Here is a 25,792-nt window from a genome sequence, read left to right as displayed (position 1 = left end):
GTCCGTCCCTATTTTTTAGATGTAGTAGATCAGCGCGCCCAGGCCGATGATCAGGGCCACCTTGGTGAGCTTGTATGCCGTCTTGTTCCACGCCTTGTAGCGGCGGCGGTAGATGCCGGCGTAGTGCGACACGCGGAAAAGCTTCGACACCATGCCCACCTGGTCGCCGGTTTCGTTCGGCGAGGCAGCGGCCGTCATCATCGTGCGGCCCAGGAAGCGGTTGACGGCTTGCGCCCAGCGGAAACGCATCGGGCGCTCCACGTCGCAGAACAGGATGATGCGGTCGCTCTCGCTGCCGTTGATGGCCCAGTGGATGTAGGTTTCGTCGAACATCACGCCCTGGCCGTCGCGCCAGCTGTGGCGCTCGCCGTCGACGTCGATGAAGCAGCGGTCGTCGTTCGGCGTGGCCAGGCCCAGGTGGTAGCGCAGCGAGCCGGCGAACGGGTCGCGGTGCGGATTCAGCTTGCCGCCGGGCGGCAGTTCCGCGAACATGGCCGCCTTCACCGAGGGAATGCCCTGCAGCAGTGCATGCGTCTTCGGGCACAGTTCGGCCGCGGACGGGTGGCTGGCGTTGTACCACTTCAGGTAAAAGCGCTTCCAGCCCGCCTTGAAGAAGGAGTTGAAGCCGGCATCGTCGTTCTTTTCCGAGGCCTTGATCTTTTGCAGCCGGATCAGGTTTTCCGCTTCTTCACGGATCACCTGCCAGTTTTCCTGCAGCGGCGCGAGCTCCTTGAAATCCGCCACCGGCAGGTAGGGCGTGGATGGCACGCGCGAGAAGAAATGCATGAAGATGTTGATCGGTGCCATGAACGACGAGTGGTCGAACAGCTGGCGGCCGATCGGCAGCCGCACCTTGCCGCGGAAGTGGATGTGCAGCACGGACAGGATATAAAAACCGACCAGGGCCCATTTCATTGCGCTTACCTCGAGTATTGCCGAAACCGGCCATTTTAACGCAGCTTGCCAGGCCGGGTTCGCGGCCGGGCCCGCCGCGGCCGGGGGCCATGCCGAATGCATGCCTTTTTGGCAAACGTTCGTGTGGAAGTGGTCAAGCGCGCGCTGTGCCGCGGGCATCGATGTTACTATTTCCCGTAGGAAAATATTGCTGAGTGCCATATGACAGGTTCCGAGCGCACGTCGCAGCTTCACGATTCCGTGCTGGATGCCATCGGCAATACGCCGGTGGTACGCCTGCAGCGCCTGTTCCGCGGCCACGACGTGGTGGCCAAGCTCGAATTCATGAATCCCGGCGGCAGCATCAAGGACCGGATGGTGCGGTACATGCTGCGTCACCTGCCGGACGGCGTGGAACGCGTGGTGGAAAGCTCGTCCGGCAATACCGGTGCGGCGCTGGCGATGGCGGCCGCGGTGCGCGGACTGCGCTGCGACGTGACCGTGCCGGACCGCACCAGCAGGGAAAAGATCCGCCGCATCGCAGCCTACGGTGCCGACGTGCACCTGTGCGCGTCGGACGTGGCCGAGGCCCACGAACGCAGCTACTACAGCATGGCCGAACACATCGCCGCCGAGCATGGCGCCTTCCACCTCGACCAGTACCGCTCGGCGCTGAACCGGCAAGCCCACTACGCCGATACGGCGCCCGAGCTGTGGTCCCAGCTCGATGGACGCATCGACTGCTTCGTGTGCGGCATCGGCTCGGGCGGCACCATTTCCGGCATCGGCCGCTTCCTGAAGGAGCACGACCCGCGCATCGTCGTGATCGGCGTCGAACCGCTGCACTCGGCGTACCGGGCGGCGGTGGCGGGCGCCGCGGCCGACGGCGACGGCGGCGGCGAACCCGGCCAGTTCGGCACCGTCATCGAAGGCGTGGGCAAGCGCAAGCCATGCGCCACCTTCGACCCGGCCGTGGTGGACGACGTGATCCAGGTGCCGGACGACATGGCCATCGACTACTGCCATCGCCTCGCGCGCGAGGAAGGCATCCTGGTTGGCGGCTCCTCCGGCTGCGTGGCGGCCGGCATCGCGCGCCTGTTGCCGACGCTGTCCGGCCGGGTGGTCACGGTGTTTCCGGACTCGGGCGCGAACTACCTGTCCAAGTATTTCTAAGCCGCTTTCGCGGCGTCATTTTTCCTGGGCGATATCCAGCGCAGGCACAGCGCGAGCCCGGCGACCACGTAGGCCAGCCCGCCCGGGATCCACATGATCAGGCCACCCAGCTGCTGGTCTTCCAGCGGCATCAGGCCGAACGCCAGCGGCGCGTCGCCATAGGCCGGGTACCACACGGTGCCCGACAGCGCGAACAGCGCGCCGAGCGCGCCCGTGTGCATCATCGTCGTAAACAGGTACAGCATGGCCGGGCCGGGCGCCGGGCCGCGCGCGCCCAGCACCGCCCACCAGAACAGCAGCGCCGGGAACAGGAAGCTGGCGTGCTGCCAGGCATGCACGGTGTCGTCGGCAAGTGCCAGCTGGAACAGCGGCGGCGCATGCCATACCCACAGCGCGGCGAAGTGGATCAGCCAGGCGGCCAGTGGCCGGGTGATGAACTGCCATGCGGCCGCCCAGGGCCGCCAATGCACGCCGCTACCGATGGCGCGGCGCCACGGCGCCGGCAGCGCCCACAGCCAGGGTCCGAACGGCCGGCCCAGCACCAGCAGCGGCGCCGCCACGATCATCAGCAATTCGTGCTGCACCATGTGCGCCGCGAACAGCATGCCGCCAGCCGGATCGAGCGGCGACGCCAGCGCCGCCGCCATGGCCAGCCAGCCGGCGGCAAAATACGCCGCCCTTGCCAGCACCGCCCGCCTGCCCTGCCCCAGCCGCGGCCACAGGCGCAGCACGCCGGCCGCATACAGCAGCAGCGACAGCGCCAGGCAGGCCAGCACCCACCAATCGGCGCCCCAAGCCAGCAGCGGCGCCTCAGTGCCGGACACAACGTGTGCCGACGCCGTGCCCGTAATCATTGCCGAAAGCACAAACTGGGGACGTACCCCTGTTTTAAGGAAATATCCGCGGCGTTTCACGAAGTTGCCTGTAAACAGGGGTCCGTCCCCAGTTTTTCCGGTTTTGATGTGGGGCATCAGATTCTGGCGCCGAAGTAGACGGTGGCGTAGATCGGCAGCCAGCTGCCCACCACGAAGTACCAGTAGCCGGCGTTTTCGCTGACGTCGACGAAGCGCTTGCCGTCCAGCGGACCGGTGTGCATCAGCACTGTCAGCACGCCCGAGTCCCACATGTCCGTGAGCAGGTGCAGCGTGTGCAGGCCCATCATCATCCAGACGACGGAACCGTAGGCGTCGTCGTCCCATTCGCAGTTGAGGGCGGTGAATTCCAGCGTGCGCACGGCCAGGAAGGCGATCGAGAATGCCATGCACCAGAGCAGGCCGATGCGCACGCCCCGCAGGTCCAGCCGTTCCGCGGCGCGCCGGGCCATCTCGTTCGGGATCATGCTGAGCAACAGCACGGCGGTGTTGAGCGTGCCCCACAGCAGCTCTGGCGGCGGGCTGCCCGACAGCGGCCATGCGTCGGCCAGGCCGCGCAGGTAGAAGTAGGCGACGATGACCAGCGCGAAGACGGTCGATTCGATCGCCACCAGCCCCAGCGTGCCCCACCACATCGGGCTGCGGTGGCCGAACGCGAACGTGGGCAGGTGGCCGACCTGCAGCGCCCGGGCATCGTCCTTGCCCGATGCGCCACCCTTGCCGGGTGCGCCACCCTTGCCCGATGCGCCGTCCTTGCCGGGTGCGTCGTCGTTGCCGCACGCTTCGTCCGTCATGGCCGCACCTCGCGCCGGTGCCGCGTCTCGCTTTCGCTCCGTTTCGGCCAGAACCAGAACGTGGCGGTGATCGCCACCGGCAGTATGGCCCACACCACGGCCCAGGGCGTGAAGATCGAGCCGACGAACAGCACGGTGGTGGCCAGCGCCGTGACGAATGGCCAGGGAGAAGGCGACGGCATCAGCATCCGGTGATCCGGCTCGGCCGCCGTCACGCTCGTCAGCAGCACTTCGCGCAGTGCCGGATCGATGCCCGCCACCCGGTCCGGCAGCGCGGCCGGCTGCCACAGCGGATAGCGGCCATGCACCACCGGCAGTATCTCGAAGTTGGCGGCCGGCGGCGGCGATGCGGCACGCCACTCCAGCGTGCCGGCGCCCCATGGATCGGCGCCGGCCGGCGCGCCGCGGCGCCGGCTGCGCCACGCGTTGACGATGAACAGCAGCACGCTGGCGGCGATCATGAACGCGCCGGCTGTGGCGGCCAGGTTGATCGCGTTCCAGCCCATGCCGTCCGGGTACGTGTATACGCGGCGCGGCATGCCTTCCAGGCCCAGCACGTGCATCGGGAAGAACGTGACGTTGAAGCCCGTGAAGAACAGCCAGAACTGCCACTTGCCGAGCTTTTCGCTCATCATCCGCCCGGTGAACTTCGGATACCAGTAATAAAACGCACCGAACAGCGGGAACACGGCGCCGCCCAGCAGCACGTAATGCAGGTGGGCGACGACGAAATACGTGTCGTGCAGCTGCGTATCGAGCGATACCGATGCCAGCATCAGCCCCGTCAGGCCGCCCGCCAGCAGGATGACGAAGAACGCCAGCACGAACAGCAGCGGCGTACGCAGGTCCAGGCGTCCGGTCCACAGCGTGGCCAGCCAGCAGAAGATCTGCACCGCCGTGGGGATCGCGATCATCAGGCTGGCAGCCGTGAAGAATGTCTTGCCCAGTTCCGGCAGGTTGGTGGCGAACATGTGGTGCACCCACAGGCCGAACGACAGGAAGCCGGTGGCGATCAGCGACAGCACCATGGCCCGGTAGCCCACCATTGGCCTCCGCGAAAACGTGGCGACGATGGCCGAGATCACGCCCAGCGGCGGAATGAAGATCAGGTACACCTCGGGGTGGCCGAAGAACCAGAACAGGTGCTGCCACAGCAGCGCGTCGCCGCCCAGTTCCGGGTCGTAGAAGTGCGTGTCGACCAGCCGGTCGGTGATCAGCGCGGTACTGGCCAGCATCACGGCCGGCATCGCGAACAGCACGATGAACGAGGTGACCAGCATGGCCCAGGCGAACAGCGGCATGCGGTCCAGCGTCATGCCCGGCGCGCGCATCTTGAAGATCGTGACGATGATGACGATGGCTTCCATCAGCGCCGCGGTCTCGGTAAACGTGATCATCTGCGCGAGGAAGTCGATGCGCTTGCCGGGCGAGTAGTCGGCATTCGCCAGCGGCACGTAGGCGAACCAGCCGGCATCGGGCCCCATGCCCAGCAGGAAGGCCACGTACAGCATGATGCCGCCGAACAGGAAGATCCAGAACGCGAACGCATTCATGCGCGGGAAGGCGATGGTGCGCGTGCCCAGCATCAGCGGCAGCAGCCAGATGCCGATGGCCTGCATGACCGGCACGGCGAACAGGAACATCATCGTGGTGCCGTGCATCGTGAACAGCTGGTTGTACAGGTCCGGCCCGATCAGCCGGCTGTCCGGCCGCGCCAGCTGCAGGCGCATCAGCAGGGCCAGGATGCCGCCGAGGACAAAGAAGCCAAAGGAGGCGTAGATGAAGCGCGCGGCGATCGTCTTGTGGTTGACGGCGCTCAGCCGGCCCCACAGCCCGGGCGGATCGCGCCAGGTCTGTTCCAGCACCTCGGCAGGTGCGGCAGGCGCGGCGTCGTTCATTCCAGGCTCTCCAGGTAATCGAGCAGCGCGTGCATGTCGCGCGCCGGCAGGGGGCTCGGCGGCATGTTCGCGCCCAGCTTGAAGCGGTGCGGGTCGACGATCCACGCCTGCAGGTTGGCGCGGTCGTTGGGCAGCATCCCGGCGGCCAGCGTGGGCCGGCTGGCCAGGTGCGTCAGGTCCGGCCCCAGCGTGCCGTTGGCCATGGTGCCGGCGATGGTGTGGCAGGCCGCGCAGGCTGCGCGCACGAACACCTCGCGCCCGAGGCGCCGGCTGTCGGTGGCCGGTTCCGGCGCCGCCCTGCTGCGCGCCTGCGCCCAGCGCTGGTACTGCGCGGGCGCCACGGCCGTGACCGGCAACGCCATCAGCGCGTGCTGCAGGCCGCAGAATTCGGCGCATTGGGCACGGTAGACGCCGGGCTTGTCGGCGCGCAGCGAGATCGTCGCGGTACGGCCGGGGATCATGTCGCGCTTGCCTGCGAGATTCGGCACCCACAGCGTGTGGATCACGTCGCGGCTCTTCAGCGTGACGATGGCCGGCCGGCCGACCGGCAGGAGCAACTCGTTGGCGGTGGTGACGCCTTCGTCCGGGTAGCGCACTTCCCACCAGAACTGATGGCCGGTCAGTTCGATCTTCACGGCCTCGTTCAGCGGCAGCCGCGCAAGCATGCGGCCGGTCCACACGTCCGCCACGAAGAGCATGACCAGGCCCACGGTGGCGATCGCCGTGGCCCACAGCACCGCATGGTGCACGCGGCGCTCGGGCCGGTGCAGGGGCGCCATGTCGGGTGCCATGTCGGGTGCCATGCCGGGTGCCAGTTCGGCTGCCGGGCTGGACGAGCCGGCAGTTGCCGCCAGCCGTGCCTTGCGGGCGCGCAGCAACGCCACCAGCAACGCCAGCACGATCGCCGCGAACACCGCCGTGCACAGCGCCAGCGTGAAATTCCACAGGCTGAAGATCGTTTCCGCCTGCACGCCGGCCGGCTGCAATGCGCTCTGCTGCACCGGCTGGGCGGCGGCGTAGCACGGCAACAGGCACATCAGAGGGAGGGGGCGCCACATGTTTTCATTTTTATAACCAAGTGCCTCGACTTTGCCAAATTTCCCGGCAGAGCGACGCACGCCTGTGGTTGCTCCGCCACAGCCTGGTGTGACATTCAGTGAACTTTTGCACGGGAATTTCTGGCACTATGGAAGTTTATCTTTTAGATAACGATCGATCGGAGCACCATGAAATGCGTCGTGTGTGACAGCCCTGTACGGCCGGGCCTGAAATCCTGGCATGTCCAGTGCGGCAGCTGCCGGTATGAATCCGCGGCGCTGGCGGTGTCGATCAACGAGGCACAGGCGCATGCGGCGATCGACGAGGCGGCGCGCGAAGCATCGCTGAAGATGCTGCGGATGGAAAATTTCAGGGAGATCGTCGAACTGGCCCGTACGCATGCCCCCGGCGCGCGCCGCCTGCTGGACGTGGGCAGCGCGCATGGCTGGTTCCTCGAGGCGGCGGCGCCTCACTTCGACGTGCTGGGCATCGAACCCGATGCGGCAGTGGGCAGCAAGGCGGCGGCACGCGGCCTGCCGGTGCGGGCCGGCTATTTCCCCGATGCGCTGGCGCCGGAAGAAACATTCGACGCGATCGTATTCAACGACGTGATCGAGCATATCCCGGATATCCGCAGCGCCATCGCCGCCTGCCACACGCGCCTGAATCCCGGCGGCATCCTGATCCTGAACCTGCCCAACAGCCGCGGCTTCTTCTACCGCCTGTCGAAGTGGCTGACGCGCGCCGGCCTGCCGGGACCGTTCGAACGCATGTGGCAGAAGAGCCTGCCGTCGCCGCACCTGCATTATTTCGATCCGGCCAACCTGACCGCACTGCTGCAGCGCGCCGGCTTCGCGCATGTGCAAAGCACCGAGCTGGCGGCGCTGCGGGCCGACGGCCTGAAGGAGCGGCTGGGCTACGTGGGCAAGCCCAATCCGCTCGTGCTGAACGCGCAGTACATCGCGATCCGCGCCCTGATTCCCCTGCTGCGCCTGTTCCCCAGCGATATCATCGTGGGGATCTATCGCCGCGGCTGAACGCTGCGGAGTGGCGCCGCCCTACCTGAGGAAGTAACCCGACACGCGCCACTTGCCGTCGGCTTCCCGCATCGGCGTCACGGTTTCCACGGCGTTGGCGCGGTCGGCAAAGCGCGTCGTGTATTGCAGCACCACGTACTGCCCCTGCGGTGCGCCCGGCAGCGTGGTCGTGTAGGTGGACGAGGCCAGCGTACGCTCCTGGAAGGCACCGACCGGCATGCGTACCGCGCGGGCGCCCTGCTCCCACTGGGTGACGCTGACCGCCTTGCGCAGCGGCTCGGCGGCCTGCTCCCACGACACTTTGTACTGGCCCGCGTCCACCAGCGCCAGCCACTCGTCGGCTGCGCGCCCTGCTTCATCGATGGCCTGCTGGTCCTGCGCGTGGGCGCAGGCGGCAGCGGTGAACAGTAACGAGACAAATAACGAGGGGAACAGCGAGGGCAGCGGAACGGCAAACGGCTTCATGGCGATCCTTTCATGGCGGATTGAAAGGCGCGGGCAGATGCCCGCACCGTCCACGATCTTGCCATCGAACGGCAGGCGCTGCATGAAGATGCGATCGCGCCGCTACGCCACCTGCGGCAGCTTGTCGATCAGCTTGTCCAGCGTGACCGGATACTCGCGCACCCGCACGCCGGTGGCGTTGTAGATCGCATTCGCGATCGCCGCCGCCACGCCGCAGATGCCCAGTTCGCCCACGCCCTTGGCCTTCATCGGCGACGACATCGGGTCCGTCTCGTCGAGGAAGATCACCTCCTGGTGCGGGATGTCGGCATGCACCGGCACCTCGTACGTGGCCAGGTCGTGGTTGACGAAGAAGCCGATGCGCTTGTCGACGGCCAGCTCTTCCATCAATGCCGCGCCGGCGCCCATCGTCATCGCGCCGATCACCTGGCTGCGCGCCGATTTCGGGTTCAGGATGCGTCCGGCCGCGCACACGGCCAGCATGCGCCGGATGCGCACCTCGCCCGTGTAGGCATCGACCGCCACTTCGACGAAATGGGCGCCGAACGTGGATTGCTGGTATTTCTTGTCCAGGTCGCCGTACTCCATCGTGTCCTCCGCCACCAGTTCGCCGCCGGCCGCGGCCTCGCGCAGCGCCACGGATTTGCCGCCGGCGCGCACGCTGCCGTCGGCGAACTCGGCGTCCGCCGCCAGGCCCAGCTTCGACGTCACCGCCGCGCGCAGTTTCACGCACGCCGCGTACACGCCGGCGGTGGAACTGTTGCCGCCCCACTGCCCGCCCGAGCCGGCCGATACCGGATAGTCGGAATCGCCCAGTTTCACCACCACCTGGTCCAGCGTCACGCCCATCATCTCGGCGGCGGTCTGGGCGATGATCGTGTAGCTGCCGGTGCCGATGTCGGTCATGTCCGTTTCGACGGTGACGATGCCCTTGCCATCCAGCCGCACGCGGGCGGCGGACTTCTGCACCAGGTTGTTGCGGAACGCCGATGCCATGCCCAGGCCGACCAGCCAGCGCCCTTCGCGCACCTGGGCCGGCTGCGGGTTGCGCTTGTTCCAGCCGAATTTTTCCGCGCCGGTGCGCAGGCACTCGACGAAGCGCCGCTGCGAGAACTTGCGGGTGCGCTTTTCCGGATCGACCGTGGTGTCGTTGACGATGCGCAGCGTGACCGGGTCCATCTTCAGCTTCTCGGCCAGTTCGTCGACGGCGATCTCCAGCGCCATCATGCCCGGCGCCTCGCCCGGCGCGCGCATCGCATTGCCTTCCGGCAGATCGAGCACCGCAAGGTTCAGCCGCGTCAGCCGGTGCGCGCCCGCATACAGCAGGCGGGTCTGCTGGACCGCCGTTTCCGGTTTGCCATCCGGCAGGTCGCCGGACCAGCTTTCATGGGCGATGGCCGTGATGCGGCCCTCGCGCGTGGCGCCGATGCGGATGCGCTGGATCGTCGCCGGGCGGTGCGTGGTGTTGTTGATCATCAGCGCGCGCTGCAGGGCCACCTTGACGGGCCGGCCCGCCTGCTTCGCGCCCAGCGCGGCCAGCAGCGCCTCGGCGCGCAGGAACAGCTTGCCGCCAAAGCCGCCGCCGATATAGGGCGACACCAGCCGCACCCTGTCCTTCGGGATGCCGAGCGTTTTCGCCATGTCGCCCTTGCCCCAGTCGATCATCTGGTTCGACGTCCAGACGGTGAGCCTGTCCCCTTCCCATGCGGCGACCGAGGCATGCGGTTCCATCATCGCGTGCGTCTGGTCGGGCGTGGTGTAGGTGGCATCGAGCTTCACGGGCGCGCTGTCGAACGCCGACTGGAAATTGCCGGTCTTGGTTTCCGGATCCTCTTCCTTCTTCGGTACCTTGGCGGAACCCTTTTCCTTGGCCAGGTCGTACTTCCCCTTGATGGCCGAATATTCCACCTTGACCAGCGCGGCCGCGGCGCGCGCCTGCTCGAACGTTTCGGCCACTACCAGCGCCACGGCCTGGTGGTAATGCTCGACCTGGGGGCCGGCCAGCAGCCTTGCCGTGTTGTAGTCGCCCTTTTCCAGCTTGCCGGCATTCTCGTGGGTGACGATGGCGATCACGCCGGGGGCGCGGCGCGCGGCCGCGGCATCGATCGACGTGATGTGGCCTTTCGCGACGGTGGCACCGACCACGTAGCCATAGGCGGCGTTCGGCGCCACGTCGTGCCGCTCGTAGGCGTAGCGCGCCGTGCCGGTGGTTTTATAGGGGCCGTCGATACGGTCGGCCGGCTTGCCGACCACCTTCAGCTGGTCGATCGGGTTGGTGGTGGCGGGAGTGGTGAATTTCATGGCTTCATCCTTTCTTCGCTTCCGCCAGCACCGCCTCGATGGTGCGCTGGACGAGGGGGACCTTGTACGCGTTGTCGTGCATCGGCTTGGCGCCCGCCAGCAACTGCTCGGCCACCGCGCGGCCGCCGCGCGCCAGGTTCTGGTCCGCCGCCGGCACGCGCCACGGCTTGTGCGCCACGCCGCCCAGGGCCACGCGGCCGCTGCCGTCCGGCTGCACGATGGCGGCCACCGACACCAGCGCGAATGCATACGACGCGCGGTCGCGCACCTTCTGGTACAGCTGCCTGCCGCCGGCCGGCCGCGGCAGCGTGACCGCCGTGATCAGTTCGCCGGGCTGCAGCGCGTGCTCGATGTGCGGCGTATTGCCCGGCAGTTTATGGAAGTCGGCGATCGGGATCGTGCGCGTGGCGCCGTTCGGCTGGACCGTTTCCACGCTGGCGTCCAGCACCGCCATCGCCACCGCCATGTCGCTCGGGTGCGTGGCGATGCATGCCTCGCTGGTGCCGACGATGGCGTGATGGCGGCTGAAGCCGCCGATCGCCGAGCAGCCGCTGCCCGGCTGGCGCTTGTTGCACGGCTGTGCGGTATCGTAGAAGTACGGGCAGCGCGTGCGCTGCAGCAGGTTGCCGGCGGTCGTCGCCTTGTTGCGCAGCTGGGCCGATGCGCCGGCCAGCAGCGCGCGCGACAACACGCCGTAATCGCGGCGCACGCGCTGGTCCGCGGCGAGGTCCGTGTTGCGCACCAGGGCGCCCACGCGCAGGCCGCCGTCGCGGGTCGGCTCGATCTTGTCGAGATCCAGGCCGTTGACGTCCACCAGGTGCGGCGGCGTTTCGATTTCCAGTTTCATCAGGTCCAGCAGGTTGGTGCCGCCGGCGATGAAACGGGCGCCGGGCACGCGTGCCGCGGCGGCGGCCGCCTCGGCCGGCGTGCGCGCCTTTTCATAGGTGAAGACCTTCATGCCGGCCTCCCCGAGACCTCGACGATCGCGTCGACGATGTTCGAGTACGCGCCGCAGCGGCAGATGTTGCCGCTCATCCGTTCGCGGATTTCCTGCTCGGTGAGCGGCGGGCTTTTCGTCAGGTCGGCGGTGACGTGGCTGGGAATGCCCTTGCGGATTTCATCGAGCACCGACACGGCCGAACAGATCTGGCCGGGGGTACAGTAGCCGCACTGGTAGCCGTCGTGCTTCACGAACGCCACCTGCATCGGGTGCATCTTCTCCGGCGTGCCGAGGCCCTCGATGGTGGTGATTTCCGCGTTCTCGTGCATGACCGCCAGCGACAGGCAGGAATTGATGCGGCGGCCGTCGGCGATCACCGTGCAGGCGCCGCACTGGCCCTGGTCGCAGCCCTTCTTGGTGCCGGTCAGGTGCAGCTGCTCGCGCAGCAGGTCGAGCAGGGTGGTGCGGGTGTCCACGGCGATGGCATGCTGCTGGCCGTTGACCTTCAGCGTCACTTTCGCGGAAACGGGTGTCTGGGGCGGCGCCGCCCCGGCGGCGGTGGCAGCGGGCTGGGCGCCCGCCACCGCGGGCACGGCGGCGGCCGTGGCGGTCAGCGCACCGGCGATCAGCAGGTCGCGCCGGGTCGTGTCGATATCATCCATGTGTTGGCATCCTTTGGCGTTGGGGTATGGCCGTGAAAGGTTCGCTGCGGGCAGGCGGGCTCGTGGCCGGGGCGCGAACCGACAATGATAGTAATGGCAATACAGGAAATGGCTCAACACGGTTGGGAAGCGCAAAAAACCGCGCCGATACCGCAAGATGAAGACCGAATAAAGACCGTTCGCGGCTGCAGTGGACGAAAAAAAACGGCATCTCGATGCCGTTATTCGTTCGCGCCAGCCGGATCAGAATTTCCACACCAGGCTGGCGGTGGCGCTGGTGGTGTCGCTCCCCGGCTTTTGCAGTTCGACGCGGGCGGACAGGTTGCCGGTGACCTGGTAGCCCAGGCCGACGCCGAAGATGCCGGTATCGACATGGCCCTCGCCGGGGTAGCCCGCGCGGTCCGCCTCGAAGCGGCCGTAGCCATAGCCCACGCGGGCAAACAGGTCGAGGTTCCGGCTCAGCGGCGTCGAGCCGACCATGGTGAACTGGGTCTCCTTCAGCTTGACGTCGGTGCCGTAGTAATTCCATTCGCCGTGCTGGCGGTAACCGATTTCGAACGCGAGACTCCGGTTGAAGCCGTAGCCGGCGAAGGCGCCGAAATGGGACTTGTTGCCATCCAGGTCCTCGAAATGGGTGGCGCCGGCATTGACGCCGGCATACAGGCCAGTCGGGGCGGCGCAGGCGGCCGAGGCGGCCAGCGCCAGCGTGGCGGCGGCGGCGGCGGCGGCGGCGGCGGCGGCAAGATGGTTGCGGAACATGTTTTCCTGTCGTGGTGGCGATCCGTACCGGATCGGAGGGCAGGATTATGGTTCCCGATTGCTTTTTCTACAAGCTGGCTTGCTTGTTGCATGCGAATGGTACGATGCCCCAATGAATCGACCGATGAAATTCCTGCTGAAGGTGATTGGCGTGATCGCCGTGGTGCTCGCCGTGCTCGGCGCCTTCCTGCCCCTGCTGCCGACCACGCCTTTCCTGCTGCTGGCCTCGGCCTGCTTCGCGCGCAGTTCGGTGCGGGCGCATAACTGGCTGCGCACCAATCCCCTGTTCGGCAAATACCTGCGCGACTGGGAAGACGGCCGCGGCCTGCCGCTGCGCGGCAAGATCGCCATCCTGCTGTTCATGTGGGGTTCGATGGGATATTCATTCACGCGCGTGGCGCACATTCCCGCGCTGGTGGCGCTGCTGGCGGCGATCGGCCTCGGCGTGACCGTGTTCCTGCTGCGCTTCGTACCGACCAGGCGCTGAAGCAAAACCGGGGACGCACCCCTGTTTCCAGGAAATGTCCTGGAAACAGGGTGCGCGATGCGGTCACTCGGTTTCGTTTCTCAACACAGCGCAAGGCTCGCAACTTCTTTCCTCAAAACAGGGGTCCGTCCCCATTTTTTCTTTCCTCAAAACAGGGGTCCGTCCCCATTTTTTTCTACCGCATCGTAGGGCGGCGCCGGACTGCAGCGCCCAGCACGGCGAGGCCGCCGAGCAGCATGCCGTACGTGGCCGGTTCGGGCACGGCGGATACCGACAGGTGCAGGTCGTTGACGGTCACGAAGCTGTCCGGGATATTGTCCTTCCACACGGTGAGGGAAGTCAGGTGGCCATCCGACACGAAGCCGACGAACGAGCTGGGGTCGGGCGATTCCAGGCTCCAGGTCAGCGTGGTGCCGCTGCTGTCGGTGACCGTCAGCTGGATCGCATCGACCGGCAGCGACGTGCCGTCGTACCAGGAGCCGAAGAAGTAGCCGCCGGCGCCGGCGATGTCCTGGCTGAAGCCATCGAATGTCAGGGGGTTATGGGAGTAGCCGGTGGACATCCACCAGTCTTCGCCATCGTCGCTGGCGCCCCAGTATTCCGGTGACGCCGGACCGGCGGTGACGGCATAGGCGAACTCCCCGGCCTGCCGCGGCGCGGGGGTCGGGTAGTTCCACAGCCGCAAATCGTCGAACGTGTCGACGCCGGTCGTGCCGACGGCGGCAAGGTATTCCGCCTGGCTGGTGTAGACGGTGATGTCCGCGTTCGCGGAAGTGGCGATGATCAGTGAAGCAACAGCAACGGCCTTGTGGGAGAGAGACATACGCACGATGGAAATCCTTCCGGGTGGGTGAGGGAACGTCGGTGGCATGAACTGGTTCAGCGCTGAAGCATGACCAATGTAGCGCTATCAAAATTTCCTGCCCATCCCCCGATGGGGGAGCAGGTGATTCCCGGACGGAATCGCAAACACCATCCTGCTGTCGACGCGGCCGCGCCCATGCCGGAGGATGAAGCCGTTGAGTTCATCGATGGAAGGGGCACGATGCAGCACATTTCAGGAGGGCCCGTCAGCCGGCGGGACATGCTGGCAATGCTGGGCAAGACGCTGGGCGGCGCGGCGATGTACCACGGCATGACGTCGCTGGGTTTCGCGCAGCAGTCGACGTTTGCCGGGCCGTTGCAGCTCGACGGGGCGCCGCGCGGCACCCATGTGCTGGTGCTGGGCGCCGGCATGGCCGGCCTGTCGGCCGCCTACGAACTGCGCAACGCCGGCTACCGGGTCACGGTACTCGAATACAACGGCCGCGCCGGCGGACGCAGCTGGACGATCCGCGGCGGCGACCGCTATGCCGAGCTGGGCGGGGCCGAGCAGGAGTGCCGCTTCGCCAAGGGCGAATACGTCAATCCCGGTCCGTGGCGCCTGCCCTATCACCACCACGGCATGCTCGACTACGCGCGCCGCCTGAACGTGCCGCTGGAACCGTTCATCCAGGTGAACTACAACGCTTACCTGCACAGCAGCACGGCCTTCGACGGCAAGCCGCAGCGCTATCGCACCGTGCAGGCCGACTACAACGGCCACGTGGCCGAGCTGCTGGCCAAGGCGACGAACGCGGGCCGGCTCGATGGCGACATCACTGGCGAGGAAAAGGAAAAACTGCTCGAATCGCTGGCCTCGTTCGGCGGCCTGAACAAGGACCTGCTGTATGCGAAAGGCCTGCGTTCCAGCGAACGGCGCGGCTTCGACGTGCCGCCCGGCGGCGGCCTGATGGCGCGCGCACAGTATTCGACGCCGGGCGAGCGCAATGCGCTGATCCGGTCCGGGCTGTGGGAAAGCCTGGCGACCGCGCATGAATACGAGTTCCAGACCAGCATCTTCCAGCCGAAGCACGGCATGGACCAGATCGCGCTGGCGCTCTACCGCCAGGTGAAACAGCATGTGCAGTTCCACGCCAGGGTGACGAAGATCGACCAGGATGCCCGTGGCGTGACCGTGACCGTGGAGGATGCGCGCAGCCCGGGGCACGGCGTCCGCCAGGTCAAGGCCGACTGGTGCGTGTGCACGATTCCACTGTCGATCCTGAGCCAGGTCGACGTCACCGCGGGGCCGGAACTGCAGGCCGCGATCGGTGCGGTGCCGTATGCCGCCGCGTTCAAGGCCGGCCTGCAGTTCCGGCGCCGTTTCTGGGAGCAGGACGAAGGCATCTACGGCGGCATTTCCTATACCGACCAGCCAATCAACCGGATCTGCTATCCGGCCTCGAACTTCAATGCAAAGGGACCGGCCGTGGTGCTGGGCGCCTACATGTTCGGCCCGAACGCCTTTGAATTCTCGGCGATGGACACGGCGGACCGGCTGCGCGAAGTGGTGCGCCAGGGCGGCCTGGTTCATGCGCAGTACGAGAAGGAATTCGACAACGGCGTGACGGTCGGCTGGCACCGCGTGCCGTGGATCAACGGCTGCATGGGCATGTGGACGGAACAGGCGCGCGCGCAGCATTACGACAATCTGTGCGCGATCGACAACCGGCTCGTGCTGGCCGGCGAGCACGCGTCGTTCATCGGCGGCTGGCAGGAAGGCGCCGTGCTGTCGGCGCACGATGCGATCACGCGCCTGCACGCGAAGATCAGGGCCACCACGCAGGGAGGGAAAGCGGCATGAGGAAATGGCTATGGATGGCCGCGCTCTGTTCGGCGGCGGCCGGCGCGGCGGACGTGCCGCAGATGTCGAGCGGCTATACGTTCGCGCAAAAGGATGGCAAGGCCTTGTACGCGGCGAGCTGCCAGGGCTGCCACATGGCGAAGGGCGAAGGCGCGCGCGGCGCCGGCTTCTATCCGAAACTGGCCGGCAACCCGCTGGTGCAGAGTCCGGAATACATCGTGCATCGCGTGGCGAACGGCTACCGGGGCATGCCCGCGTTCGCCGGCATGATGAGCGACGAGCAGATCGCCGCGGTAACCACCTATGTGCGCCAGTCGTTCGACAAGCCGGACGCGCCGGCTACGACGGTGGCCGACGTGCGCAAGCTGCGCCAGCCATGACGCCGCGGCGCACCATGGCGCTGCCACGCACAATGACGCTGCAGAGCATTCAGGCGAAGGCGAGATCGCGGATGCGCGCCAGCGACTTCGTCATCGACACGAATTCGGCCACGCCGCCATGCGCGTGGCGCGAGCCCTTGGTGATGATGGCCACCTCGCGCTCGGCCACCGGCTGCCCCGCCACCGATATCTTGCGGATGCGCCGTGCGGCGATCGGGTGGCTGAAGACGCGCTCGGGCAGCAGGCAGCAGGTATCGGTGCCGGATACCTGGTCGAGCGCCGCGATCAGCGAGCTCGACGAGTAGACCGTGGCCGGCAGGCGCCATCCCCAGTGCGCGAAGATCTCGCGCAGCGCATCCTGCGGCTGCCTGGCGCTGTTGGTCTCGCCGAGCACCAGCCATGGCCGCCCGGCCAGCGCCGATGCATCCGCCGCATCCACCCCATCCGTCCCGCCAGCCGGGCCGGCCCGGCTGGCGATGAACAGCGCTTCCCGGTAGATCGGTTCGACGCTCAGGTTGCAAGTGTTCAAGCCGCCTGGCAGTTCGGACACGACGAGGTCCAGCCGCCCCTCGCGCAGCATGTCGACCAGGTCGCCCGGCGCGCCCTGCTGGATATGCACGTTGGCCTGCTGGTTGCGGCGCTTGAAATCCTCGGCAACGCGGGGGACCAGCGTGAGCGCAGGATCGAGGCTGGCGCCGACCACGACCGTCATGCGCTCGGCCAGCCGCTTCGCATCGAGCATCGCCATCGCATCGTCCACGTCGCGCAGGATGGCGCGCGCATAACTGAGCAGTTGCCGGCCGGGTTCGGTCAGCAGGACGCCGGACTGCAGGCGCAGCACGAGCTCGACGCCATGTGCGGCCTCGAGCTTGAGCACGCTTTTCGTCAGCGCGGCCTGGGATACGCGCAGCGCCCGCGACGCCGCCCGGTAGCCGCCATGCTCGATGACGGCCACGAAGTCACGCAATTGCTGCAGTGTCATGCTCCTCCCGTATAGACGAAAACCATCTGTCCTTATGCGATTTTCGTGCCAACAAGTTTCCGGGCGGTTCCGGCCAGCCCACGCCCCTGGCGCGTCAACGCGGTGCGGCCGGCCTCCCGGCTCTGGTGCGCCAGCACCGGGCCCGTGCCATTCCGGACATTCAGTCACATCGTGTTACATCGCATACCTGGCTGTGATGGAAGCGCGGTGGAATGGGCGTATATTCGCTACATCACGTGGACAAGGACTTTTATCATGAAGAAATTTATTCGCATGGCGGGGCTTGCCGTGCTGATGGCGGCCTCGGGCCTGGCAAGCGCCGGTGCCAAGGTCACTTACGTGGACACCGAAAAGATGACGGACGTGCCGCGCTTCTCCACCGACCGGGATTCGATGGAAATCCACTTCCGCGAACACCTGGAGTTGCTGGCCAAGCAGCTGCCGGCAGGCCAGCAGCTGAACGTGGAATTCCTCGACATCGACCTGGCCGGTGACCAGTTCCCGCGCGTGGCGATCCAGGACGTGCGGGTGCTGAAAGGCCGTGCCGACTGGCCACGGATGCATTTCCGCTACACCATCGAGCAGGACGGCAAGGTAATCAAGAGCGGCGAGGAGAAGCTGGCCGACCCGAACTACCTGATGAGCAGGAACCGCTGGGAAAACGAGCAGTACAGCCACGAAAAGCAGATGCTGGAAGACTGGTTCCGGAAGGATGTGCTGGGCAAGTCGCGGTAGGCAATGCGTGACCTCGCCGGAATGCCGACGGCGGGGGATGCACGGGGACGGGCCAACCATGGCAGCGCGCGCCTGAACAGATACCTTGCGAGATAGCCAATATATGCGCGCACATGTATGATTGCGGATCATTCACTGTCCGATTTCCATGTCAGCGTCCATCGCAGCCACAGAAGAAAAGCAGAGCAGCGGCGCGAGCTCGAACGACATTGCCGACGATATCGCTTCAGCCATCGCGGCGCGCAAGCTCCCCCCTGGCACCAAGCTGCGCGAGGAAGCGTTGTCGCGCCTCTACCATGTCAGCCGCACCAAGATCCGCGCCGCGCTGCTGATCCTGTCCAAGGACAAGCTGATCCGCATCGTGCCGGACAAGGGCGCGTTCGTCAGCCAGCCCAGCGAAAAGGAATCGCGCGACATCTTTGCCGCCCGGCGCATCATCGAAGGCGCGCTGGCCCGTGAATTCGTGGCCAGGGCCACGGCGGCCGATTACCGCAAGCTGGAAAAGCACCTGGAAGCGGAGCGCCGCTCGCTGGAAGGCGACCACAAGGTGCGCTCGCGCCTGCTGGGCGATTTCCATGTGGTGCTGGCCGAGGTGGTGGGCAACGACGTGGTGCGCGAAATGCTGCACGAACTGGTGGCACGCAGCTCGCTCATCACGATGCTGTACCAGTCCGACCGCGATGCCGCCTGCTCGGCCGACGAACATGCCGAATTCATCGCCGCGGCCCGCTCGGGCGACGCCGACCTGGCCGCGCAGGTAATGCTCGCGCACCTGACCCACGTGGAAGCGGCGCTGCGTTTCGATAGCGGTACCAGCCACGAGAAGGATCTCGTGTCGGCGTTGCTGAAGTAATCCTGCGGCGGGCCGGGGCCCGCCCGGACAAGGCGGCCTCCCCTGCACCGCCTTTGCCGTCCCCCTGCCCTTCAGGCGACCTTGCGCGTGCCCGTCTTCAGCGCCAGCTCGCCGGCCAGCGCATTGTGCCGCTCGATCACCACCGGCAGGTCGACCGTCTGCAGCTGGCCGTCGCGTACCACCACCCTGCCGTTGATGATGCTGTGCGTGACATTCGACGGCGTGCAGAACACCAGCGCGGCGACCGGGTCGTGCAGCGCGCCGGCAAAGCCGATCTGGTCGAGCCGGAACGTGACGATGTCGGCGGCCATGCCCGGCATCAAAGCGCCGATGTCGTCGCGGTTCAGCACTTTCGCGCCGCCCAGGGTGGCGATTTCCAGCGCCTGGCGCGCCGTCATCGCATCCGGGCCGAAGCCGACGCGCTGCAGCAGCATGGCCTGGCGCGCCTCGCCCAGCATGTGGCCGGCGTCGTTCGACGCGCAGCCGTCCACACCCAGGCCGACCGGCACGCCGGCATCGATCATCTTGCGGATCGGCGCGATGCCGGACGCCAGCCGCATGTTCGAGCACGGGCAATGCGCGATCCCCGTGCCGGTGCGGCCGAACATGTAGACGCCGTCGTCGTCCAGCTGCACGCAGTGGGCATGCCACACGTCGTGGCCGACCCAGCCGCAATCCTCGGCGTACTGGGCGGGCGTCATGTTGAATTTTTCGCGGCTGTAGGCGATGTCGTTGACGTTTTCTGCCAGGTGCGTGTGCAGCGATACGCCGTAGCTGCGCGCCAGGCTGGCCGCTTCCTTCATCAGCTCGCGCGACACGGAGAACGGCGAGCACGGCGCCACCACGATGCGCTGCATCGCGTAGCGTCCGGCGTCGTGGAAGGTCTCGATCAGGCGCCGGGTATCCTTCAGGATCGCCGCTTCGTCCTCCACCACGGCATCCGGCGGCAGGCCGCCCTTCGACTGGCCCACGCTCATCGCCCCGCGCGCGGCATGGAAGCGCATGCCGATGGCCTGTGCCGCCTCGATGCTGTCTTCCAGCCGGCAGTCGTTGGGGTAGATGTACAGGTGGTCGCTGCTGGTGGTGCAGCCTGACAGGATCAGTTCCGACATCGCCGTCAGCGTCGACACATGCACCATCTCACCGGTGAGGTTGGCCCAGATCGGGTACAGGTTCGTCAGCCAGTTGAACAGCTCGCCATTCTGCGCGGCGGGAATCACGCGCGTCAGGCTCTGGTACATGTGGTGGTGGGTGTTGACGAGGCCGGGCATGACGAGCTGGCCGGTGGCGTCGATCACCTCGTCCGCCGTCTGCGGCAGGTCGGCGCTGGGGCCGACCGCTTCGATGACGTTGCCGCGCACGAAGACGGCGCCATCGTCGATTTCGCGGCGGGCGTCGTCCATCGTCACGACGACGCGGGCATTCTTGATCAGCAGTGTTTTAGTCATGTCATTGATTCCATACAGGAGGATGACACTGCGGAAACAATGCTAGTGACGCACACTACCGCACTGCGGAAACAATGTCGCAAAAAACCGCGCGGCCTGGTTTCGCAGGCCGCGCGGACTGGTTGAGGCGGACCTAGTTTATGCCGCCTCGACGTTTTTTACCAGCAGCGGCTGGGGCGGTTCTTCTTGTTCGGTATCATCGTCATGGATCTCGTTTTCGCGGCCCGGCAGGATCAGGTTCAGCGCCATGGCGACGATGGCGCCGGTGCTGATGCCCGAGCCGAAGATTTCCTTGACGATGGCCGGCATCTTCGCCAGCAGTTCCGGACGGGCGCTGACGGCCAGGCCGCAGCCCAGCGACACGGCGATGATCAAGCCGTTGCGCTTGCTGTGCTCGACGCTGGCCAGCATCTGCACGCCGGCCGCCAGGATCATGGCGAACATCATCAGGCCGGCACCGCCCAGCACCGGCTGCGGAATGGTGACGACGACGGCGCCCAGCACCGGGAACAGGCCCGCCAGCAGCAGGAACGCACCGGTCAGCGCCACCACGTGGCGGCTGGCCACGCCGGTCAGCGAGATCACGCCGACGTTCTGTGCGAACGTCGACACCGCGGGGCTGCCCAGCACGGAGACGAAGGCGGAACCGATGCCGTCGCACAGCACGCCGCGGCACAGGTGCTTGCCGCGCACTTTCGTGTTGGTGGCCGTGCCCAGCGCCATGAAGGTGCCGGTGGTTTCCACGATCGTGACCACGTAGGCCAGGCCCATGGCGAGGATGCCGCTGAGCGGGAACGTCATGCCGTATTGCAGCGGTTGCGGCAGCGCGAAGGTGGTGGCCGTGGCAACCGAGCTGAAGTCGACCAGGCCCAATGCCAGGCAGACGACATAGCCGATGGCCATGCCGATCACGACGGCGGCGGCGGAAATGATGCCCTTGCCGAATTGCACCAGGCCGATCACGGTCACCAGCACGAACAGCGCGATGCCCAGGTTGATGGGCGCGGCGTAGTTCGGCGCACCCTTGCCGCCGGCCGCCCAGTCGATCGCGACCGGCACCAGCGACAGGCCGATCATCGTGACGACGACGGCCGTGACGGTATGGGGAAACAGCTTGCGGATCTGCGGCATGAAGAAGCTGCCCACGATCATGATCGCCGAACCGGCCAGCGACGAGCCGAGGATGCCGGGCACGCCATACTCGAAGCCGATCGTGATGGCGGCGCCGACGAAGGCGAAACTGGTGCCCATCACGCAGGGCAGGCGGATGCCGACCGGCCCCACGCCCTTGCACTGGATCATGGTGACGACGCCGGAACCGAGCAGCGCGGCGTTGACCAGTGCGACGACCTGGTCCGCCGGCAGTTTCAGCACGGCGCCGATGACCAGCGGCACGGCGATGATGCCGCCCAGCGCCGCGAGCATGTGCTGGGCGGCCAGCAGGATAGTGGTGAGCAGCGGCGGACGGTCGTCCACCTGGTAGAGCAGGTTGTTCATCTGTGTCTCCAAATATTGTGTATGAACGTTGTGTTCCTGTTCGGCATGCCTGCAGATCGTCTCGCCTGCTGGGAATATCGAAGGTGGCATATCGGGATCGGCGTCTGCATCGGCCGGCACCCGGGTCGGGCGCCGGCTTCGGCGGCAGGGCAAGGCGGGCTTGACGGTGTTGCGCTGCCTGGACGTATTCCCGGGGATGCCCCGGTGCCGCTCTGTGGCAGCTTTTGATGGGAAGTCATGGTGCCCAGTCGCGAAAAAGTTGTCAACAGATTTTGTATACAATTTTAAGCATGATGGGTATCGCATGGCGTGTAGGTCACGACGGTTTTCTCGTGCAGCGTCTTACGATAGCGCTACTTCGCCGACGGGTACCAGGCGCAGCCGGGAGCCCGCCCGATCGCGTTCGATGCGCACGCGTGCCAGCCGCCCGGCTACTTCGGCAAGCTCGGAAAAATACGCCAGCCCGCACCAGTCGGCGTGATTGCCGATCACGTAGAACCGCTGCTGTGCCCGCGTTACCGCGACATTGAGCAGGTTGGGTTTGCCGGCGGCCCAGGCGCGGCTGCCTGCGCCCGCCTCGCCCGGTGCCGATCCGAGTACCAGGAAAACGATCGAAGCCTCCTTGCCCTGGAAGGTATGCACGGTGCCGGCATCGACCTGCAGTTCGCGTTTCTCGAAACGGCGCCCCAGCGGGGTGCTGCGCTTGACGAGGTCGCGGCAGGCGTCGGCCACGTCGCGAAACGGCGCGATGACGTAGACGGACGCGTTCGACCGCCTGCCCTTGCCGTCGACGATCTGCGGCCAGTCGTGCAACAGCTCGCCCAGGACGGCGTCGAGCACATCGATCTGGGCGCGCACGACCTTGCCGTCGGCAGGGCCGCCGACATCGATCCAGCAGCTGGGGAACAGGTCCGGTTCCACGGTCTTGTCGGCCGTCGCCTGTACCATCTGGTCCTGGTAGGCGATGCGGTTGGCGATGTCGAACATGGGACTCATGCACCGGCGATGGGTGCGCAGGGGCATGCCGGTCCAGAACCCGCCGACCGTGGCGCCCAGGTGCATCGTACGATCCGCGAGCCGCTGCGCCGACTGCTCCACCGGTGACCAGCGGGCCAGGCCTGCCTGGTCCAGTGCGCGGTTGCGTCCCAGTTGTTCCACCAGCCGGCGCGGTACCGTCATCACCGGTTCGATCTGCAAGGGGTCGCCGACGACGACGGCGCGCCGGGCGCGCCACAATGCGCCCGCCACCGCGGCCGGCGGCGCCTGCCCGGCTTCGTCGACCAGCACCCAGCCCAGGCTTTCCCGCTCCATGCCGTGGAACAGCCGGCCGAACGAGGCCAGCGTGGTGGAAACCACCGGCATCACGAAGAACAGCGACTGCCATACGATAGGCAGGTCGTCCCTCTCGATCGCCGGGTTCGTTCCGACCAACAATGTCCGCACCACGCCCAGCACCTTGAACCAGGCAGCGGCGGTCGCCATCAGCGTGGCTTCATGCAGTGCGAGCGCGGCCAGGAACAGTTCGGCGCGCGACCGCTCCAGGCATTCCGACACCCACAGGCTGCGCCGATGCTGTTCCGCACGCGGCAGGTCGAGGAACGCGGCATCGGGCAGTACCGGCGAACCGGCGCGCGATAGCAGGCCGTGAATGCGCGCATCGAGCTGGTCCTGCTGCGCAGCCAGCGCATCGAGCGATGCGGCCAGACCGGCGATGCGCTGCTCCAGCTCTCGCACTTGCCGTGCGTGCGCGCTCGCCGCGGTGTCGTCGCGCTGGCGCAGGGCATGCAGCTCGCCCTCGGTTTTCCTGCGCGCGGCGATAGTGGCGGCCAGCGCCGTTTCCGCCGTATCCAGCGCGGCGCGGGCGCGGCCGATCGCGTCCTTCCACTCGCTGAAGCGCCGCGTCTCGATGCCGAGCGTTTTCTTCAGCATGCGTGCCAGCCACCCGGGGTCGTGCAATTGCCTTGCCTCGTCAAGCCGTTCGCGGGAACGGCCGCAGTCCGTTTCCTGTCCGGCCTGGCGCTCCGAGAGACCGCGCAGGATTGCCTCCGCTTCCCGGCTGGCCGCCGCGCTGGCCGCCAGGCGCTCGTCCTCCTCCGCACGCATGCGGACGAGCCGCCCACGCTCACCGTCCGCCTGCGCAGCCAGTGCGCGGCGTTGCGCAACGAGGTCCGGTTTGGCACGCATCGCATCGTGCAGGGCTTGCAGGTCCTGCCGCAGCGCCGCCACTTCGGCATGCCGTCGGAGGAACGTGCTCCTGGCTTCCTGCCAGCGCCGCTGCCACGTGTCCCGCTGCGCCCAGCCGTCCCGGCGTGCCAGGTCGAGCCAGGGTTTCGCCGACGAAGGCTCGCCCCTGACGGGGTGGGTGCGGCTGTCCTCCGGCACGACGGCAGGCTCGAACCCCATCAATGCATCGCCGATCCGGGTGCGCCGCGATTTCGCGCCGAGCGCGCCGGCCAGCAGGCCCCACGGATCCTTGCGGGCAAGCTCGAATTTTTCGGCCACCAGCGCGGCAACCTCGGGCAGGTAGGCGGCATGGGGAAATGCGTCCGCATCGCGCGAAAACGGCAGTTCGAAACTGATGTTTTCGACCGCTGCGTTATTACTGCTGGTGACGACGATTTCCGTGCCGTCGACGATGCCGGGACGCAGCGCCGGCATCGTCGATTGAAAGCCATTGCCGCCGTTGATGCGGATCGTGCGGTCCGTGAACAGGGCCTGCGGACTTGCCAACCCGCTGATGCGCAGCGCGCGCTGCACGATCACATCGGCGATCACATCCTTCAGTAGCGTGGTCTTGCCGGTGCCCGGCGGCCCATTGACAGCCATCAGTCCGCGCGAACGGTCGCCGTCGGCCTGGCCGATGCGGTCCATGATCTGGTACACGGCGGCCTGTTGTGCGAGCGCCAGGTGTTCCCGCGGCGAGGCAGCCCAGCGGCCGGCCGGAAGGAGCCCCGGCGCGGCATGCGCCGCCAGCGCCGCTGGATCGGCCAGCAGGTCCACGCGCGTGGCCGGCGCGCTGTCCGGCCCCAGGTAGCGGGCCAGTGCCGCACTGTACGCCGCCGGGCCCTGCTGCATCAGCGCCGTCAGGTCGTTGAGGAAGAAGGAATTCATCAATGACCCGGCCGCCGCGGGCGTCGGATCAAGCGTGCCGTTCTTCTGGCGGTACAGCCGCACGCTTTCCACCATGATCTGCGGGCCCAGGTCCGCCGCCGTGCCGCCGAGGCGCAGCAACAGGCAGTCGCGTTCGGCAAGCAGGTCCTGCCAGGTCAGCGCGAACGATCCGGCACCGGGGCCGTCCTGCGCCAGCTGCTGCACGCGCTCATGCATCCGGTCGTCGAATTCGCTGCTGCGTGCCTGCAGTTCCCAGCTCACCTCGTCGAGCGACCGGCCCTCGCGCAGGAGTTCCGAGCCGACACCGAAGCTGGCGGGCACCCAGGTTTTTTCAACCGGCATGCCATGCTGGTCGACGATGAAACCCGCCAGCCAGCCGCGGCCCGAGGCCGGCTGGTAGAGTTCATCGGCAGTCGGAGCAATGCCATGCGTGCGAAGAATAAAGTCGACAAAGCGCTGCTTGGGGGCCACGCCCAGGTAGACCACATGGGCGTAACTGTCGGGAAGCTTTTCCTGATTTTCGCTGGCGGGATGAAAGCGCGGCTCGTTCCAGGGAAGCACCGGCACGGGATCGCGCCCGAGAGCTGCGAACGTGTGGAGCACGCGTTTCGGTTTACCCCCGGCATCCATTTCATCCTGGGCCGGCGCGTCCTCGTCGGCCTCCGGCGCCTGGGCATATGCGACAGCCGGCGCACGGCCGGGCATGCTGGCCTTGGGCACGTCGGGGATGTTGAAGATTTCTACGTCTCGCCAGAACGCCATCACTTGCGTCATGCAATTAACTCATCAAGAATTCCCTGA

At 66.8% G+C, this 25,792-nt stretch carries 22 protein-coding genes; 7 read left to right on the top strand and 15 right to left on the bottom strand.

Translation table 11 applies throughout. The features are described 5' to 3' along the window. Nucleotides 1–15: 15 nt before the first annotated feature. Nucleotides 16–915, bottom strand: coding sequence for a lipid A hydroxylase LpxO (gene lpxO, locus ACY34H_RS17130; RefSeq protein ID WP_464978677.1), 900 nt, complete (start codon nt 913–915; stop codon nt 16–18). Nucleotides 916–1,116: 201 nt separating this feature from the next. On the opposite strand from lpxO, the gene ACY34H_RS17125 reads away from it, so the two are divergent. Next, nucleotides 1,117–2,067: a PLP-dependent cysteine synthase family protein gene (locus ACY34H_RS17125; protein ID WP_464978676.1), complete on the top strand. Its 951-nt coding sequence runs from the start codon at nt 1,117–1,119 to the stop codon at nt 2,065–2,067. On the opposite strand, the gene ACY34H_RS17120 is transcribed toward ACY34H_RS17125, so the two are convergent. The 4 genes from ACY34H_RS17120 to ACY34H_RS17105 form a co-directional block, all read right to left on the bottom strand. Next, the gene (locus ACY34H_RS17120; protein ID WP_464978675.1) at nt 2,064–2,891 is read right to left on the bottom strand and encodes a cytochrome c oxidase assembly protein; all 828 of its coding nucleotides are present in this window, start codon (nt 2,889–2,891) and stop codon (nt 2,064–2,066) included. The genes ACY34H_RS17125 and ACY34H_RS17120 overlap by 4 nt on opposite strands. A gap of 146 nt (nt 2,892–3,037) precedes the next feature. After that, entirely contained in the window at nt 3,038–3,733 is a 696-nt protein-coding gene (locus tag ACY34H_RS17115) for a cytochrome c oxidase subunit 3 (RefSeq protein WP_464978674.1), read from the bottom strand. Further along, nucleotides 3,730–5,631 carry a cytochrome c oxidase subunit I gene (ctaD, locus tag ACY34H_RS17110; RefSeq protein ID WP_464978673.1) on the bottom strand — a complete coding sequence of 634 codons (1,902 nt, stop codon included), beginning with the start codon at nt 5,629–5,631 and terminating at the stop codon, nt 3,730–3,732. The genes ACY34H_RS17115 and ctaD overlap by 4 nt, the downstream gene beginning before the upstream one ends. Continuing rightward, nucleotides 5,628–6,689: a cytochrome c oxidase subunit II gene (locus tag ACY34H_RS17105; protein ID WP_464978672.1), complete on the bottom strand. Its 1,062-nt coding sequence runs from the start codon at nt 6,687–6,689 to the stop codon at nt 5,628–5,630. The genes ctaD and ACY34H_RS17105 overlap by 4 nt, the downstream gene beginning before the upstream one ends. A gap of 180 nt (nt 6,690–6,869) precedes the next feature. On the opposite strand from ACY34H_RS17105, the gene ACY34H_RS17100 reads away from it, so the two are divergent. Next, nucleotides 6,870–7,706: a class I SAM-dependent methyltransferase gene (locus ACY34H_RS17100; protein WP_464978671.1), complete on the top strand. Its 837-nt coding sequence runs from the start codon at nt 6,870–6,872 to the stop codon at nt 7,704–7,706. A gap of 21 nt (nt 7,707–7,727) precedes the next feature. On the opposite strand, the gene ACY34H_RS17095 is transcribed toward ACY34H_RS17100, so the two are convergent. The 5 genes from ACY34H_RS17095 to ACY34H_RS17075 all read right to left on the bottom strand — a co-directional run bounded on the left by ACY34H_RS17095 (nt 7,728) and on the right by ACY34H_RS17075 (nt 12,833). Then, nucleotides 7,728–8,255: a DUF4019 domain-containing protein gene (locus ACY34H_RS17095; RefSeq protein ID WP_464978670.1), complete on the bottom strand. Its 528-nt coding sequence runs from the start codon at nt 8,253–8,255 to the stop codon at nt 7,728–7,730. Nucleotides 8,256–8,273: 18 nt separating this feature from the next. Further along, nucleotides 8,274–10,472 (bottom strand): aldehyde oxidoreductase molybdenum-binding subunit PaoC, encoded by a 2,199-nt coding sequence (gene paoC, locus ACY34H_RS17090; protein ID WP_464978669.1) that lies wholly within the window; start codon nt 10,470–10,472, stop codon nt 8,274–8,276. 4 nt (nt 10,473–10,476) lie between these two features. Further along, the gene (locus tag ACY34H_RS17085) at nt 10,477–11,430 is read right to left on the bottom strand and encodes an FAD binding domain-containing protein (RefSeq protein WP_464978668.1); all 954 of its coding nucleotides are present in this window, start codon (nt 11,428–11,430) and stop codon (nt 10,477–10,479) included. Next, nucleotides 11,427–12,074 carry an aldehyde dehydrogenase iron-sulfur subunit PaoA gene (gene paoA / locus ACY34H_RS17080; RefSeq protein WP_464978667.1) on the bottom strand — a complete coding sequence of 216 codons (648 nt, stop codon included), beginning with the start codon at nt 12,072–12,074 and terminating at the stop codon, nt 11,427–11,429. The genes ACY34H_RS17085 and paoA overlap by 4 nt, the downstream gene beginning before the upstream one ends. Nucleotides 12,075–12,317: 243 nt before the next feature. Next, complete coding sequence (locus ACY34H_RS17075; protein WP_464978666.1) at nt 12,318–12,833, bottom strand: outer membrane beta-barrel protein; 516 nt, start codon at nt 12,831–12,833, stop codon at nt 12,318–12,320. A gap of 124 nt (nt 12,834–12,957) precedes the next feature. On the opposite strand from ACY34H_RS17075, the gene ACY34H_RS17070 reads away from it, so the two are divergent. Further along, on the top strand, nt 12,958–13,320 hold the full coding sequence (locus ACY34H_RS17070) for a YbaN family protein (protein WP_464978665.1): 363 nt from the start codon (nt 12,958–12,960) through the stop codon (nt 13,318–13,320). Nucleotides 13,321–13,495: 175 nt separating this feature from the next. Here the strand turns inward: ACY34H_RS17070 and ACY34H_RS17065 are convergent, their stop codons facing one another. Further along, nucleotides 13,496–14,143 carry a PEP-CTERM sorting domain-containing protein gene (locus tag ACY34H_RS17065; RefSeq protein ID WP_464978819.1) on the bottom strand — a complete coding sequence of 216 codons (648 nt, stop codon included), beginning with the start codon at nt 14,141–14,143 and terminating at the stop codon, nt 13,496–13,498. A gap of 261 nt (nt 14,144–14,404) precedes the next feature. Between ACY34H_RS17065 and ACY34H_RS17060 the strand changes: the two genes are divergently transcribed. Further along, the gene (locus ACY34H_RS17060) at nt 14,405–15,985 is read left to right on the top strand and encodes a flavin monoamine oxidase family protein (RefSeq protein ID WP_464978664.1); all 1,581 of its coding nucleotides are present in this window, start codon (nt 14,405–14,407) and stop codon (nt 15,983–15,985) included. Then, nucleotides 15,982–16,365, top strand: coding sequence for a c-type cytochrome (locus ACY34H_RS17055; RefSeq protein WP_464978663.1), 384 nt, complete (start codon nt 15,982–15,984; stop codon nt 16,363–16,365). The genes ACY34H_RS17060 and ACY34H_RS17055 overlap by 4 nt, the downstream gene beginning before the upstream one ends. 49 nt (nt 16,366–16,414) lie before the next feature. On the opposite strand, the gene ACY34H_RS17050 is transcribed toward ACY34H_RS17055, so the two are convergent. Next, nucleotides 16,415–17,347: a LysR family transcriptional regulator gene (locus ACY34H_RS17050; protein WP_464978662.1), complete on the bottom strand. Its 933-nt coding sequence runs from the start codon at nt 17,345–17,347 to the stop codon at nt 16,415–16,417. Between the two features lie 255 nt (nt 17,348–17,602). On the opposite strand from ACY34H_RS17050, the gene ACY34H_RS17045 reads away from it, so the two are divergent. Both ACY34H_RS17045 and ACY34H_RS17040 read left to right on the top strand, forming a co-directional pair. Continuing rightward, nucleotides 17,603–18,082: a DUF3016 domain-containing protein gene (locus ACY34H_RS17045; RefSeq protein ID WP_464978661.1), complete on the top strand. Its 480-nt coding sequence runs from the start codon at nt 17,603–17,605 to the stop codon at nt 18,080–18,082. A 148-nt stretch (nt 18,083–18,230) separates the two neighbouring features. Next, complete coding sequence (locus tag ACY34H_RS17040; RefSeq protein ID WP_464978660.1) at nt 18,231–18,935, top strand: GntR family transcriptional regulator; 705 nt, start codon at nt 18,231–18,233, stop codon at nt 18,933–18,935. 71 nt (nt 18,936–19,006) lie between these two features. Here the strand turns inward: ACY34H_RS17040 and ACY34H_RS17035 are convergent, their stop codons facing one another. From ACY34H_RS17035 to ACY34H_RS17025, 3 genes are all read right to left on the bottom strand, one after another. After that, the gene (locus ACY34H_RS17035; protein WP_464978659.1) at nt 19,007–20,383 is read right to left on the bottom strand and encodes an 8-oxoguanine deaminase; all 1,377 of its coding nucleotides are present in this window, start codon (nt 20,381–20,383) and stop codon (nt 19,007–19,009) included. 138 nt (nt 20,384–20,521) lie between these two features. Next, on the bottom strand, nt 20,522–21,880 hold the full coding sequence (locus ACY34H_RS17030) for a uracil-xanthine permease family protein (RefSeq protein ID WP_464978658.1): 1,359 nt from the start codon (nt 21,878–21,880) through the stop codon (nt 20,522–20,524). A 342-nt stretch (nt 21,881–22,222) separates the two neighbouring features. Next, complete coding sequence (locus tag ACY34H_RS17025) at nt 22,223–25,765, bottom strand: DEAD/DEAH box helicase (protein ID WP_464978657.1); 3,543 nt, start codon at nt 25,763–25,765, stop codon at nt 22,223–22,225. Nucleotides 25,766–25,792: the final 27 nt, after the last annotated feature.

Source organism: Pseudoduganella sp. jia 9 (assembly GCF_055502615.1).
This window is presented reverse-complemented; position numbering and strand designations above follow the sequence as displayed.